This is a genomic window from Collinsella sp. CLA-ER-H4 (assembly GCF_040092395.1).
Classification (GTDB): Bacteria; Actinomycetota; Coriobacteriia; order Coriobacteriales; family Coriobacteriaceae; genus Collinsella.
Genome location: NZ_JBBNLQ010000002.1, coordinates 100333 through 115112, shown reverse-complemented (window position 1 = coordinate 115112; position 14780 = coordinate 100333). Strand labels below are relative to the sequence as shown.

The window sequence follows — 14780 nt, the reverse complement described above, 5'->3', positions numbered from 1 at the left end:
AAAGACCCTGCAGCGCGTGCGAGCTGCAGGGTCTTTTGTCAAGTGACGGGTCGCTTGTGGAGCCGCGCTCCATTTTGCTCGTTAGCCCTCCTTGCGAACTTTTTGCAGGTAGCGGTAGACGCTGGGCTCCGAGATGCCCAGCGCGGTGGCGGCGCAGGCCACGGCGCCCTTGAGCATGAACACCCCGTTGCCGTTGAGGTGGCGAATGACGTCCACGCGGTCGCTCTGACCAAGCGACGCTACATCCGGCCCGCGCGCGCTCAGCAACTCGGCAATGCTGCGGTCGATGAGCTCCTGTGTGGACTCCGAAAGGCTTTCGACCTCGATAGGGGCGGGTTCCGTGCGCGTCGGCGCTGCGTCGAAGCACGCCATGAGCTGCTGCGCCATGGCGTTGATGGAGCGCACGGTCGAGAGGTCGGTGTTGACACAGAGCATACCGACGATCTCGTCATTCTCGCGGATAAAGAACGTCGCGGACTCCAACGTCTTGCCACCGGCGCCGCGCCCTTCATAGCCCGTAATAAACGGCAGGTCGCGATACTTGGCGTCGTGCATGATCTTGAGCGCCAGATCGGTGGCGGGGCCGCCGACTTTGCGGCCGCTCACGATGCCGTTGCGAATATCGACAATGGCGTGGTCGGGATCCGAGAAATCGTGCAGCACGATTTCGCTGTTCTTGCCGAGTATCTGCTCCAGGAAATCGACCATCGGCAAAAAGCGACGTACGGTCTCGTTCACGGGCAACTCCTTGGGGTGAAATCGGAAATGTTCATAACAATTTTTTCTCATGGTAACACGCCATTTCTCATCTCGCATATTCGCAGGTACATTGCGTAATACAGACGAACGGTAGGAATTTGGCGGTAAACGGTCGACCAAAAGAAAAGTTAGATGTTATTTTGACCAGACACTTTTCTGACCTGCGGAAATGCATTGTCTCAGCTTAAGAATAGTCTGATAACAAAAAATTATTATTGAGAATGAGAATCATCTTTAATACGATATCCAACGAAGGCACAACCTCAACCCCGCACTGCGTCACAATAGAGCGTTAGATGCGAAAACAACTATTTCGAGGATTGGTGGTCAAATGACCCAGGAGACGGTTACGAACGGCACTGAAGCCCTGTTCACTCGTGAAGGCATGCCTCCCGTTAAGGAAATGATCCCGTGTGCCCTTCAGCACGTACTGGCATCGTTTGCCGGCATCATTACCCCGGCGGTCATCATGGCCGGCGTCTACGGCTTTAATAGCCAGCAGAGCACCGACATCATCCAGGTCGCGCTCATTCTTTCGGCAATCGACACGGCCCTTCAGGCCTTCGCTCCCTTCCGTCGCATCGGCGGCGGCCTGCCCATCGTCATGGGCGTTTCGTTCGCGTTCCTCCCGGCCCTCCAGGCCATGGGTGCCTCGGGCTTTAGCTTTGGTGCGCTGCTGGGCGGCGAGATCGTCGGCGGCGCCGTCGCGGTCCTCTTTGGTTTGGCTTACAGCAAGATCAAGTGGCTGTTCCCGCCCGTCGTGACCGGTACGGTCATCTTCTCCATTGGCGTTTCGCTGTATCCCACGGCCGTTAAGTACATGGCCGGTGGCATGGGCACGCCGCTGTGGGGCACCCCGCAGGCGTGGTGCGTCGCTCTCATCACCTTCGCCGTGGTCTTTGCGCTCGCCAACTTTGGCAAGGGCACGCTCAAGCTGGGATCCGTGTTCTTTGGCATGATCGTCGGCATGATCGTTTCGATTCCCTTTGGCATGATCGACTTCTCCAGCGTCGCCACCGCTCAGGTCTTCGCCCTTCCCAAGCTCATGCCCTACGCGCTCGAGTTTGATCCCGAGGTCTGCATTACCCTCGCCGTCGTGTTCCCCATGGTTGCCATCCAGGTTATCGGTGACGTCTCCGCCGCCTGCCTGGGCTCCATCGACCGTATGCCCACCGAGCGCGAGCTCTCCGGCGCTATCGTGTCCCAGGGCCTCACCTCTATGGTCGGCGGCCTGCTGGGCGGTCTTCCCACCAGCGCCCTTGGCCAGAACGTGGGCATCATCTGCTCCAACAAGGTCGTCAACAAGTGGGTCTTTGTGATCATCGCTGCCGTCTTTGCCATCGCCGGTCTGTTCCCGCAGCTCTCTGCCGTCCTTTCCGCTATCCCGCAGCCCGTCATCGGCGGCGCGACCGTCGGCGTCTTTGGCACCATCACCATGAACGGCGTGCGCATGTTCACCCGCGAGGGCCTCACGCAGCGCACCACCACCATCGTCGGTACCTCCGTCGTCTTTGGCCTGGGTATCTGGATGGCCAGCGGTTGCCTTGCCGGCGAGGGCATGCCCGCCTGGGTGTCCACCGTCATCGGCTCCAATGCCGTAACCCCCACCGCCATCATGGCCATTGTCCTTAACCTGATTCTTCCGCAGACGCCGGTCGTGGCTCAGCACATCGATGCTGCCAAGGACGCTGCCGTGGATCTGGTCTTGCCCGAGAGCAAGAAGTAACCAATTCGGTGCTATTCGTCGGCGGGCGCATCGCCTCGTCCGCCGACGTCATGCGGCGCCAAGCCGCACTTCAAAGGGTTTGTCCCTTTGGTGAAGCGTTGACGGGAGAGGGCCCGTTTCCGGTGTAGGCCGGCGCTTCGCACTCCGCCATGTCAGAGGTGTCAAACCCCGCCTCTGATGTCGAAGGGAGCATCCATGCTTCTGGTCGCTAACGGTTCCGTCTTTACCCGCAACGCTCAGGCCCCGTTCATCCCCAACGGTGCGGTCGCCATTGACGGAGATACGATCGTCGAAGTGGGCCCCGAGTGCGAGCTCAAGGCCAAGTACCCGGATGCCGAGTACGTCGACGCCCGGGGCAACCTCATCATGCCCGGACTCATCAACTGCCACACCCACATCTACTCGGGTCTGGCCCGCGGCCTTGCCATTAAGGGCTGCAACCCCACCAACTTCCTGGAGAATCTTGAGCAGCAGTGGTGGAAGATCGACGACAACCTGACGCTCGACGGCACCAAGGCCAGCGCCTATGCCACGATCTTGGACTCCATCCGCGATGGCGTCACCACGATCTTCGATCACCACGCGAGCTTCTGCGAGATCCCGGGAAGCCTCTTTACCATTAAGGACGCCGCTCAGGAGCTGGGCATGCGTTCGTGCCTGTGCTACGAGGTCTCCGATCGCCGCGGCCAGGAAAAATGCGACCAGGCCATTGCCGAGAACGCCGAGTTCGCCCAGTGGGCCGCCAAGGAGCGTCGCGATAACGACAACCACATGATCGCCGCCATGTTTGGCGGTCACGCCACCTTTACGCTGTCGGACGAGACCATGGACAAGATGGCCGAGGCCAACAACGGCCTGACCGGCTTCCACATCCACGTGTGCGAGGGCATGAACGATGTGTGGGATTCCCGCCTCAACCGCGGCGGTATCAGCCCCGTCGAGCGCCTGCTGCAGCACAACCTGCTCGGTCCCGACACCATGCTCGGCCACTGCATCCACGTGACGCCCGCCGAGATGGATATCGTCAAGGAGTCCGGCACCTGGCTGGTCAACAACCCCGAATCCAATATGGGCAACGCCGTGGGCTGCGCCCCCGTGCTCGAGTTCTTCCGCCGCGGCATCCCCGTGTGCATGGGTACCGACGCCTACACCCACGATATGCTCGAGAGCCTCAAGGTCTTCCTGATCATTCAGCGCCACAACGCCGCCATGCCCAACGTGGGCTGGTGCGAGGCCATGACCATGCTGTTCGAGAACAACGCCAAGATGGCCAGCAAGTACTTCGATCGCAAGCTCGGTGTACTCGAGGCCGGCGCCGCTGCCGACGTCATCGTTATGGACTACAAGCCCTTTACGCCGCTGAGCGAGGAGAACATCGACGGCCACATGCTCTTTGGCATGATGGGCAAAAACTGCCGTACCACCATCATCAACGGCAAGGTTCTGTACAAGGATCGCGAGTTCGTTGGCATTGACGAGGAAAAGATCAACGCGTGGACTATGGCTGAGTCCAAGAAGCTCTGGAGCACGCTCAACGATCGCACCTACTAATTCACAAGTAGATTCACGCGCGTCGGATGTTTCGCCGCATCCGACGCGCGTATAGGCGACCTCCGCGGGGTCGCCGGCGCTGTGCTAGCGCTACACCGTATTTGCGCCCGCCGCGCGGTCTCGCCGGGCGTTACAGAGAGGAGCTCATTATGAGCGACATCATGAGGCCGATCCCGTTTTCGCAGCTGATGAACTGGATCATCGAGGAGCACAAGACCCAGGACGCCATCTTTGGCGTGCGCAAGATGGTCACGACCAACCAGGAGGGCGCGCTTCCCATTTTTGACGAGCGCATCGAGACTCCGTTTGGCCCGGCCGCCGGCCCCAATACGCAGCTTGCCCAAAACATCGTGGCATCCTACGTTGCCGGTTCCCGCTTCTTTGAGCTCAAGACCGTTCAGGTTATGGACGGCGAGGAGCTCTCCAAGTGTGTGAACAAGCCCTGCATCGTGGCGCAGGACGAGTGCTACAACTGCGAGTGGTCGACCGAGCTCGAGGTTCCGCAGGCCTTTGCCGAGTACGTGAAGGCATGGTTTGCCTGCCACCTGATCGCTCGCGAGTACGGTCTGGGTAGCCCGGACGGTTTTGTCTTTAACATGTCCGTGGGCTATGACCTCGAGGGCATCAAGAGCCCCAAGGTCGACGCCTACATCGAGGGCATGAAGGACGCCAGCGGCTCCGACGTCTGGAACGAGTGCCGCGCATGGGCGCTCGCCAACCTGGACAAGTTTGAGCATGTCGACGCCGCGTTTGTCGAGTCCATTCCGGCGCGCGTGTCCAACTCCATCACCGAGTCCACGCTGCATGGCTGCCCGCCGGCCGAGATCGAGCGCATCGCGACCTATCTGATTACCGAGAAGGGCCTCAACACCTACATCAAGTGCAACCCCACGCTGCTGGGCTATGAGTTTGCCCGCCAGCGCCTCAACGAGCTGGGCTTTGACTACATCGTCTTCGATGACACGCACTTCCGCGAGGATCTGCAGTGGGCCGACGCCGTGCCCATGTTCGAGCGCCTGATTGCCCTGTGCGCCGAGCGCGGCCTGGAGTTTGGCGTCAAGCTCACCAACACGTTCCCCGTCGACGTGACGAGGAACGAGCTGCCCTCCACCGAGATGTACATGTCGGGCCGTTCGCTGTTCTCGCTGACCATCGAGGCTGCCCGCCGCATTACCGAGCAGTTCGATGGCAAGCTGCGTATCAGCTACTCCGGTGGTGCCACGGTCTACAACATCCGCGCCCTGTACGATGCCGGCATTTGGCCCGTCACCCTGGCGACCGACGTGCTCAAGCCCGGCGGTTACGAGCGCTTTAGCCAGATGGCTGGCGAGTTTACCGACCTGGATGGCAAGCCGTTCGCGGGCGTCTCGCTCGAGGCCGTGACCGCGATCCAGACCGATTCGCTTACCAACCCGCTCTACAAGAAGCCGCTGCGTCCGCTGCCCGACCGCAAGGTCGCCGGCAAGAGCCCTCTTTCCGACTGCTTTACCACGCCGTGCCGCACGAGCTGCCCCATCCAGCAGGATATTCCCGCCTACCTGGCGGCTGTTGACGAGGGTCGCTACGAGGACGCGCTCAACATCATCATCGAGCGCAACGCCCTGCCGTTCATTACCGGCACCATCTGCCCGCATCCCTGCGGCCGTGCCTGCGAGCGCGCGTTCTACGAGCCCGAGGGCGCCCAGATTCGCGCCAGCAAGCTCAAGGCCGCCCGCGAGGTCATGACCGCCGTGCTGCCCAAGCTGCGCGCCCAGGCCATTGCCAACGACGGCGAGCACAACGTTGCCGTAATCGGCGGCGGCCCGGCCGGCCTGGCGACGGCATTCTTCCTGACGCGTGCCGGCGTGCCCGTCACCATCTTCGAGGCCCGCGACTCTCTCGGCGGCGTGGTCCGTCACGTGATTCCCGAGTTCCGTATCGCGAGCGACGATATCTCCCACGACGCCGAGCTCTGCCTGGCCTTTGGCGCCAAGGTGCAGCTCAACGCTCGCGTTGATTCCATTGACGAGCTCAAGGCCCAGGGCTTTACCGACGTGGTCGTGGCCACCGGTGCCTGGATGCCCGGCTCTGCGGGCCTGGGCGAGGGTGCCGAGCTCGACGTGCTGGAGTTCCTCGAGACCGCCAAGAAGGGCGAGAAGCTCGAGCTGGGCGAGGACGTCGTGGTCATCGGCGCCGGCAACACCGCCATGGACGCGGCCCGCGTGGCCAAGCGCCTTGCTGGCGTGAAGAACGTGCGCCTGGTGTATCGCCGCACCAAGAAGCAGATGCCCGCCGACGAGGAAGAGCTCGATCTTGCTCTTGCCGACGGCGTTGAGTTCTGCGAGCTGCTGGCGCCCAAGGCGCTCAACGGCTCCGTGCTGACCTGCGACGTTATGGAGCTCGGCGAGCCGGATGCAAGCGGCCGTCGCAGCCCCGTCGCCACGGGCGAGACCGTCGAGCTTTCCGCCACCACGGTGATCTGCGCCGTGGGCGAGGGCATCGATGCCAGCCTGTACGATGCCGCGGGCGTCGAGCACGACCGTCGCGGCCGTCTTGCCGCCACCTCCACCGGCGTCGAGGGCGTTTGGGCTGCAGGCGATTGCCGTCGCGGTCCGGCCACCGTGGTCGAGGCTATTGCCGACGCCGCCGAAGTCGCCCGCGCCATCGCCGGCGTGGACTTTAACAAGTACGCCGACTGCAACGAGCAGGCCGGTCGCGAGGGCACCTGCTACGAGCGCAAGGGGTCGCTGTGCCGCGACAAGCGCAACTGCACCAAGACCCGCTGCCTGGGCTGCGGCTCGGTGTGCGAGGTCTGCTGCGACGTGTGCCCCAACCGCGCCAACGTGGCAATTAAGGTGCCGGGCCTGGCCAAGCATCAGGTCATCCACGTCGACGGCATGTGCAACGAGTGCGGCAACTGCGCCGTGTTCTGCCCCTACCAGGAGGGTCGTCCCTATAAGGACAAGCTCACCCTGTTCTGGAGCGAGGAGGACATGGAGAACTCCGAGAACGAGGGCTTCCTGGCCGTGGACGAGGATCACTTTAAGGTCCGCGTCGCCGATACGGTCCGCACCGTCTCGGTCGATGCCGTCAACACCGGCCTTCCCGAGGCCGTCCGCCTGACCATCAGGGCTGTGCGCGACAACTATTCGTACCTTCTTAAGAAATAGGCGAGTCTCTTATGGCCAAATCCATTCAACATAACGTGGCCTACGTTGCCTGCGGAAGCGGTTGCGCCTCTGCAGGCGGCGACGCCCGCTGCAGCGAAGGCTGCATTGGCTGTGGCGCCTGCGTCACGGCCTGCCCCCACGGCGCCATTGCGCTGGTCGATGGCGTCGCCCGCGTGGACCGCTCAAAGTGCACGGGCTGTGGCCTGTGCGGCATGGCATGCCCGCAGCGCGTGATTGCCTTCGTTCCCGGCTACCAGAACATTCTGGTGCGCTGCAACAACACCGATAAGGGCGCCATCGCCCGCAAGATCTGCGACACCAGCTGCATCGGTTGCGGCATGTGCGCCAAAAAGTGCCCTGCCGGTGCTATCCGCATCGAGGACAACTGCGCCCACATCGACGGTGCGGACTGCCTGTCGTGCGGCATGTGCGCCGTCGTCTGCCCGCATGGCGCCATCCACGACCGCACCGGCATCGCCGCCGGCGTGTAGAGGGGAATCACCATGGCACAGGAATTCACTTTTACCGTTAACGGCGTCGAGCGCACGACGACCCAAAACAAACCGTTGCTGCGTTATCTGCGCGACGACCTGCACATTCACTCCGCCAAGGACGGCTGCTCCGAGGGCGCCTGCGGTACCTGCACCATCCACGTGGACGGCGCGGCCGTCAAGGCGTGCGTGCTGACCACCGCTCTTGCCGCCGGCCGTAACATCGTGACCGTCGAGGGCCTGCCCGAGGACGTGCGCGAGGCCTTTGTGTATGCCTTTGGCGCCGTGGGCGCCGTGCAGTGCGGCTTTTGCATTCCCGGCATGGTCATGGCGGGTGCGGCGCTCATCGCCGAGGACCCCGAGCCCACCGAGGAGCAGATCAAGTACGCCATCCGCGGCAATGTCTGCCGTTGCACCGGCTACAAGAAGATTATCGAGGGCATCTCGCTGGCAGCTGCGGTGCTCCGTGGCGAAAAGCAGATCGACGAGGATCTGGAGCGCGGCGATGACTACGGCGTGGGCAAGCGCGCCTTCCGTATCGACGTGCGCAAGAAGGTGCTCGGCGAGGGCAAGTATCCCGACGACATCGACGAGCTCGATCAGCCGGGCCTGACCTATGCCAGCGCCGTTCGCTCCAAGTATCCGCGCGCCCGCGTGCTCTCCATCGACACCTCCAAGGCCGAGGCCCTGCCCGGTGTGGTGGGCATCCTGCGAGCCGAGGACGTGCCGGTCAACCAGGTCGGCCACCTTATCCAGGACTGGGACGTCATGATCGCCCAGGGCGATATCACCCGCTGCGTGGGCGACGCCATCGCGCTGGTGGTTGCCGAGGACGAGGCGACGCTCGAGAAGGCCAAGAAGCTCGTAAAGATCGATTACGAGCCGCTGGAGCCCGTGCGCAACATCGCCGAGGCCAGGTCTGCCGACGCCCCGCGCCTGCATGACAGTTTCTTTGCCTTTGGCAACACGGTGGAGCTCAAGGACAACGTGTGCCAGAGCCGCCATGTGACGCGTGGCGACGCCGCCAAGGCGCTGGCGGAGAGCGCGTTCACCGTGACGCAGCGCTTTACTACGCCCTTTACCGAGCATGCTTTCTTGGAGCCCGAGTGCGCCGTCGCCTTCCCGTACAAGAACGGCGTCAAGGTGCAGTCGACCGACCAGGGCGCCTACGACACGCGTAAAGAGTGCGCCCACATGTTTGGCTGGGATAGCGAGCCCGAGCGCGTGGTCGTCGAGACCATGCTCGTGGGCGGCGGCTTTGGCGGCAAGGAGGACGTGTCCATCCAGCATCTGGCCGCGCTCGCCGCATATAAGTTCCAGCGTCCCGTGAAGTGCAAGCTCACGCGTGCCGAGTCGCTCGCGTTCCATCCCAAGCGCCACGCCATGGACGGCACCTTTACGCTGGGCTGCGACGCCGAGGGCAACTTTACCGGCCTGGATTGCGAGATCAACTTTGATACCGGCGCCTACGCGTCGCTGTGCGGCCCGGTGCTCGAGCGCGCCTGTACGCATGCCGTCGGCCCCTACAAGTACCAGAATACCGACATTCGCGGCTTTGGCTACTACACCAACAACCCGCCCGCCGGTGCGTACCGAGGCTTTGGCGTTTGCCAGTCCGAGTTTGCGCTCGAGAGCCTGATCGACCTGCTGGCCGAGAAGGTCGGCCTGGATCCGTGGGAGATCCGCTACCGTAACGCCATCGAGCCGGGCGAAGTTTTGCCCAACGGCCAGATTGCCGACTGTTCCACGGCGCTGAAGGAGACGCTGCTCGAGGTCAAGGATGCCTACTACGCGCATCCCGGACACGCCGGTATCGCCTGCGCCATGAAGAACGCCGGCGTGGGCGTGGGCCTGCCCGATGCCGGCCGCTGCAAGATCCGCATCGAGGATGGCCGCGCCGTGGTCTACGCCGCCACGTCCGACATCGGCCAGGGCTGTAACACCGTCTTTTTGCAAGACGTTGCCGAGGCCTGCGGTCTGCCGCTTCGCTGCATCGCCAATGGCGAGTGCTCCACCGAGAACGCTCCCGACTCCGGCACCACGTCTGGCTCGCGTCAGACGGTCGTGACCGGCGAGGCCGTGCGCGGTGCCGCCTTCCTGCTGCGCGATGCCATGCTTGACATCGAGGCCGGCAAGCCTGCACCCGATACTCCCGTGAGCGCGCATGGCGACGGCGTCAAGATCGAGTACGACGACGGTCGCGCCTATCAGCTGCACACGCAGGAACTCGTCGCCGGCCAGGGCATGCATCCTCAGGATCCTGCGGCCGCCATCAAGGCGCTCGAGGGGTGCGAGTTTGGCTACGTGTATCTGGAGCCGACCGACAAGCTGGGCGCCGACGTTCCCAACCCCAAGAGCCACATCTGCTACGGTTTTGCCACGCATGTGGTCATTCTGGACGATGACGGCCGCGTGAGCGAGGTCTATGCTGCGCACGATTCCGGCAAGGTGGTCAACCCCATCTCCATCCAGGGCCAGATTGAAGGCGGCGTGCTCATGGGTATGGGCTATGCGCTTACCGAGGATTGGCCGCTCAAGGACTGCGTACCCCAGGCAAGGTACGGTACGCTCGGGTTGTTCCGTGCGCCCGAGATTCCGGATATCCACGCCATTTACGTGGAGAAGGACGAGCTGCTGCCTGTGGCGTACGGCGGCAAGGGCATCGGCGAGATCGCAACGATCCCCACGGCGCCCGCCGTACAGAACGCCTACCGCGCGTTTGACGGCAAGCTGCGTCCCGATCTGCCCATGGTGGATACGCCCTACAGCCGCGTCCGCAACCGCGGGTAGGGTAGGGTGCGGACGACCATTGCTGACGGGCTGTTCGCGCTCAACACCAACTGCATATGCTGCGCCTTTGGCCCCGGCTCCATCGCGAGCCGGGGCCTTTTGTTTGGAGCGCCTCCGCATACGGAAACTGCGTCCCGGATTTGCCGCTCAGAATGGGATGCGCTTTCCTTTTGAGCCTCTAGCGGAAAGCGTGTCCCAGAATTTCGCTTCAGAGTGGGATGCCGTTTCCGGCTGAACCCTCTGGCGGAAAGTTCATCCCAGAATTGACGCTCGGAGTGGGACACAGTTTCCGGATGGAACCTTAGCGGAAATTGCGTCCCAGTTTGAGCGTCTATTCCGGGATGCAGTTTCCGCTGGGCGCTTCAGCCGGAAAGCGTGTCCCGTTCTGGGCCTTGATTCCGGGACACGGTTTCCGCTAGGTATGCCATATGGAAGGCGCATCCCATTCTGAGCACTCAATCTGAGATATGGTTTCCGCGGTGCCGCCAACTGGAAAGTGTGCCCCAGTTTGATGGGCAGGCGGGCATAAGCTCAACAGCTCCTACAGGTCCACCTCGTTGAGCCATGTCGGCAGCGCGGTCTGCCGGATGCCTGCCGTCTGCAGCTTTTTGGCGAGCACTCCTGCCGAGCGGACCTCGTTCATGGTAAAGCGCAACAGAGGGTGACCGTAGAGCGATAGGTGTGCCTCGCGCTGTCGTTCGGCAACGAGCGCCTCGGCGGTGGTGCGTCCGGTCAGCATGGTCTGGTCGGTATATTTGATGAGCCCGTCGAGCTCGCCCAGCGTGAGTTCCCGCGCCTGGCGCTCCCAGGCAAAGTCCGTTCGTATGGGTTTGGCCGAATCGAAGGGGTCCGTCAGCTCGTATTGAAGCCTGTCGGGCGCAAAGCCCGTCTCGATCATGACGGCTCGGGCGACCGATTCCCCGCCGCTCTCGGCGCGGGCGTCGGCATATCGAAGCGTTGCGAGGGCGGTGTGGATCGCGCGACCATTGCGGGCAGTCGCTCGTTGCTCAACGGCCTCCATCAGCTGTTCCCGCGCAAGGCCGAGCTTTAGGATCGCCGAATCGGCAATGGGCATGCCATCGGCAAAACCAGTTTGCAGCAGGCAATCTGTGACCGTTTGGATGGGCGGCGTTACCGATATGCCGGCTCTGCGTATTGCTCCGGCCGGCTCAATCTGGTGCCGCTGAATATGTGCGCCCGGACGAGCCGACGGCTTTGTCGAGCTGCAAACATGCACGACATTCAGGTGTCGCCACGAGACCTCGAGCCCCAGCAGGCAAGCTGCCGAAAACGAGTAGAACGTCCAATCGGGGTGGATGATCGCAAGGGCGCGAATAATCTCGCAATGACGCTGCGCCCGGTTGAGCTCATCCCAGCGCATTTTGCGCGCGAACAAACCCGGCATGGGGGAGACGACCGCGCTGCCGATGCGCCGAAGGAGCGCTTTTCGGATCGCCGCGCTCGGAGGAATCAGACAGCGCCCCTCTTGTTCGGCTTGAGTGAGCAGTTGGTCGATGAGCTGGTCATTACAATGGGTCATGAGCTACCGCCTCCTTTTGGGTAGCAAAAACGTATCAGCTGGAACTTGCCGCTCAGCTGACCAAAAGCTGACCAAAATCTAACCATGCAGGTAGATGACCTGCTTATGGCGACATATTTCTTGTTTGAATCGGTGGGCGGTAATCGGCGACCGTGAACGGTAGCTGGATATGAAGTCTTGGTAAGTTTCGGGACGTGTACTTTTTGAAAAAGAGCATTCTATCTGCTGTTTTGTGTTTCTGGATCGCATATTTGAAGGTATGTGATAAGGGCTGCAGGTCGTCGTCTGTGTCGGCGGAAACTGTGTCCCGGAATTGATGTTCGGAATGGGACGCGCTTTCTGGAACCGCCCTCAACCGGAAACTGTGTCCCAGATTTCGGCCTCGGAGTGGGATGCCGTTTCCGGATCGGGCCTCAAGCGGAAATTGCATCCCGGAATGAGCGCTCAGAACGGGATACATTTTCCGGAACGGTCCACGTGCGGTGGTGTACCGCCCCTTTCGTGTGCGCCGCTTGTCGAATTACGTTATAGCTAGCTATATTATAGGAAGGTATAATATAGCTAGCTATAACGTAAAGGAAGGATGGCCCTATGTTTATCGGAAGAACAGCGGAAATGTCCGAGCTCAATCGCCTGTATGGCACGGGCTCCTTTGAGATGCCTGTGGTTTACGGCCGTCGTCGTGTGGGCAAAACGCGTCTCATCACAGAGTTCATCCAAGGCAAGAAGGCTATTTACTTTCAAGCTCGTCGTACCAATGCAGAGGCAAACCTGCACGGCTTTAGCCAGGCGATACTTGCGGGTTCGGTTGGTGCTGCAGGCGTGTCGTTTCGTAGTTTTGACGAGGCGTTCGATGCATTGGCCACCATGGCTCGCACGGAACGTTTGATTGTCGTGATTGACGAGTATCCCCATCTCGCCCAATCGAATCCCGAGATCAGCTCGTTGCTGCAAGACAAGATTGATCACCTGTACAAAGAGACCAAGCTCATGCTGATTCTATGCGGCTCGTCTCTTTCGTTTATGGAGGAACAGGTGTTGGGCTACGAGAGCCCACTATACGGTAGGCGTACGGCCCAGTTTAAGATCATGCCGCTCGATTTTACGACGACCCTCGGCCTGTGGCAGAGCATGGGTCGCGAAGACGCTGCGGTTTGCTATGGCATGACGGGCGGCATTCCTGCATATATCGAGAAAGTCGATCCTGCCGCACCGCTCAAGGACAACATCAAACGTCTCTTTCTTACTCCTACGGGCTATCTCTTTGAGGAGCCGAGCAACCTGCTATTGCAAGAGTGCCGCAATCCCGAGCAATATGACGCGATCGTGCAGGCAATTGCCCAGGAGCGCTCGAGAATCTCGGAGATTGCGAGCTCCACGGGAATCCCTGCGAGCAACGTAAAGAGCTATATGGATAAGCTGGCGTCGCTTGGGATTGTCGAGCGCGAGCTGCCCCTAAACGAGACGAGCAATAAGCGAGCCGTGTATCTGCTGAGCGACCAGATGTTTAGGTTCTGGTACAAGTTTGTGCCGCAGAACATTGGGCTGATTCAAAACGATATGGCCGAGATGGCGTATAAGCGCATTGAGCCGCACGTATCGGATTACATGGGTACGGTCTTTGAGCTTATATGCAGACAATACGTGTACGAACTCGCGCGCGCGGGCCGGCTCGACGTGGTTCCGGCGAGCGTCGGGCGCTGGTGGGGAACGGATAATCGCACGCATACGCAGGAAGAAATCGACTTGATTGTTGACGATGGCGAGGGTGCTGCGCTGTTTGCGGAGTGCAAATGGCGCAATGAACCGGTGGGCGAAGACGTGCTGCAAAAGCTCGTGCACCGGAGCGAGCTCTTTAGACGGCAGCATAAAAGCTACGTGATCTTCTCGAAGCGTGGCTTTACGCAAGGATGTCAGGAAGCTGCGGCGAACAGGGGAGATACCAAGCTGATTTCGTTTGCCGAGATGTGAGGGCGGAGATAACCAAGCGCTCTGATGCGCTGCTCGGAATGGGTCGCGCCAATGATGCCAAGCGTAAAACCTACAATAAAAATGGCGTAAAAAATACATTGAGAACGGCGTAAAAACTACATTGAGAATGGCGTAATTTCGCATATCGCATGATCGCCCGAGCTTGCACACGGCCTTTTGCGAGCTCTTGCCATGAACGAGAGACAGGCTGTCACGTACAAGACGCTCATAAAGGACGCCTCGTACGGTGAGGCGGGCCCCGACGAGAGGACCATCGCTGCGTACCTGGATCTCTTCAACAGGCTCAAGCTGACCGAGGACCTGTGCGGATGGGAGTCATCGAGGTTAAACTGAGTGATGCGAAAGCAGACGATGGAGCGAGAAATCTCAAGGCGCTGGAGAGGAAAGTGCTCTCCAATCCTGCCGCCCAGAATGCCGCGCCGGCGTTTTTGGCGGTCGTGGTTGGAAAGGGGAGCATTGCCTACACACGCGACGACGGCGTGGCGGTGATTCCCATGGCGGCACTTGGGGCGTAGTGGTTTTGCGGGCGTGCCGTGCTTCCTTTACCGAAAATCCATTTGGTAAACCAGATGCTCGCGGATAGAATAAAGTTGACGGCAGCCCAAGGGTGATAGCTGGGCAGCGCCGTTGCTTGGTCAAGAGGTCAGTGCCTTAATGGCAGCGACTTGTTATGCTTCGAATGCTGTTTGAGTGCCTCGGAAAGTTCGATAAGCGCCGTGAAGAGCAAGACCAAAGCAACCAAGAGCTCTACGAGCTCTGATGGGCCCGGGATGACCGCTGAT

Annotated in this window: 10 protein-coding genes; 8 read left to right on the top strand and 2 right to left on the bottom strand. The window is 61.0% G+C overall.

The genetic code is table 11. The annotated features are described in order from the left end of the window. Positions 1-81 precede the first annotated feature (81 nt). Positions 82-738 (bottom strand): PAS domain-containing protein, encoded by a 657-nt coding sequence (locus tag AAAX34_RS02535; protein ID WP_349109874.1) that lies wholly within the window; start codon positions 736-738, stop codon positions 82-84. A gap of 352 nt (positions 739-1090) precedes the next feature. Between AAAX34_RS02535 and AAAX34_RS02530 the strand changes: the two genes are divergently transcribed. From AAAX34_RS02530 to xdh, 5 genes are all read left to right on the top strand, one after another. Continuing rightward, positions 1091-2485, top strand: coding sequence for a solute carrier family 23 protein (locus AAAX34_RS02530; RefSeq protein WP_055285183.1), 1395 nt, complete (start codon positions 1091-1093; stop codon positions 2483-2485). Between the two features lie 195 nt (positions 2486-2680). Next, on the top strand, positions 2681-4036 hold the full coding sequence (gene ssnA, locus AAAX34_RS02525; RefSeq protein WP_349109873.1) for a putative aminohydrolase SsnA: 1356 nt from the start codon (positions 2681-2683) through the stop codon (positions 4034-4036). A gap of 149 nt (positions 4037-4185) precedes the next feature. Continuing rightward, the gene (gene ygfK / locus AAAX34_RS02520; protein WP_349109872.1) at positions 4186-7185 is read left to right on the top strand and encodes a putative selenate reductase subunit YgfK; all 3000 of its coding nucleotides are present in this window, start codon (positions 4186-4188) and stop codon (positions 7183-7185) included. An 11-nt stretch (positions 7186-7196) separates the two neighbouring features. Then, complete coding sequence (locus AAAX34_RS02515) at positions 7197-7676, top strand: 4Fe-4S binding protein (RefSeq protein WP_035137469.1); 480 nt, start codon at positions 7197-7199, stop codon at positions 7674-7676. Between the two features lie 12 nt (positions 7677-7688). Beyond that, positions 7689-10466 (top strand): selenium-dependent xanthine dehydrogenase, encoded by a 2778-nt coding sequence (gene xdh, locus AAAX34_RS02510; RefSeq protein WP_349109871.1) that lies wholly within the window; start codon positions 7689-7691, stop codon positions 10464-10466. Positions 10467-11007: 541 nt separating this feature from the next. Here the strand turns inward: xdh and AAAX34_RS02505 are convergent. Further along, the gene (locus tag AAAX34_RS02505) at positions 11008-12006 is read right to left on the bottom strand and encodes a hypothetical protein (protein ID WP_349109870.1); all 999 of its coding nucleotides are present in this window, start codon (positions 12004-12006) and stop codon (positions 11008-11010) included. Between the two features lie 591 nt (positions 12007-12597). Here AAAX34_RS02505 and AAAX34_RS02500 point away from each other — a divergent pair. From AAAX34_RS02500 to AAAX34_RS02490, 3 genes are all read left to right on the top strand, one after another. Then, on the top strand, positions 12598-13977 hold the full coding sequence (locus AAAX34_RS02500; protein ID WP_349109869.1) for an ATP-binding protein: 1380 nt from the start codon (positions 12598-12600) through the stop codon (positions 13975-13977). Positions 13978-14169: 192 nt separating this feature from the next. Next, entirely contained in the window at positions 14170-14331 is a 162-nt protein-coding gene (locus tag AAAX34_RS02495; protein ID WP_349109868.1) for a hypothetical protein, read from the top strand. After that, positions 14307-14513 (top strand): hypothetical protein, encoded by a 207-nt coding sequence (locus AAAX34_RS02490; RefSeq protein WP_349109867.1) that lies wholly within the window; start codon positions 14307-14309, stop codon positions 14511-14513. Before AAAX34_RS02495 ends, AAAX34_RS02490 begins: the two co-directional genes overlap by 25 nt. Positions 14514-14780 lie beyond the last annotated feature (267 nt).

Bases quoted from the DNA above. Each gene is read 5' to 3' on its own strand.
- AAAX34_RS02530 (WP_055285183.1), top strand. From the start codon at position 1,091: ATGACCCAGGAGACGGTTACGAACGGCACTGAAGCCCTGTTCACTCGT.
- ssnA (WP_349109873.1), top strand. From the start codon at position 2,681: ATGCTTCTGGTCGCTAACGGTTCCGTCTTTACCCGCAACGCTCAGGCC.
- ygfK (WP_349109872.1), top strand. From the start codon at position 4,186: ATGAGCGACATCATGAGGCCGATCCCGTTTTCGCAGCTGATGAACTGG.
- AAAX34_RS02515 (WP_035137469.1), top strand. From the start codon at position 7,197: ATGGCCAAATCCATTCAACATAACGTGGCCTACGTTGCCTGCGGAAGC.
- xdh (WP_349109871.1), top strand. From the start codon at position 7,689: ATGGCACAGGAATTCACTTTTACCGTTAACGGCGTCGAGCGCACGACG.
- AAAX34_RS02505 (WP_349109870.1), bottom strand. From the start codon at position 12,006: ATGACCCATTGTAATGACCAGCTCATCGACCAACTGCTCACTCAAGCC.
- AAAX34_RS02500 (WP_349109869.1), top strand. From the start codon at position 12,598: ATGTTTATCGGAAGAACAGCGGAAATGTCCGAGCTCAATCGCCTGTAT.
- AAAX34_RS02495 (WP_349109868.1), top strand. From the start codon at position 14,170: ATGAACGAGAGACAGGCTGTCACGTACAAGACGCTCATAAAGGACGCC.
- AAAX34_RS02490 (WP_349109867.1), top strand. From the start codon at position 14,307: ATGGGAGTCATCGAGGTTAAACTGAGTGATGCGAAAGCAGACGATGGA.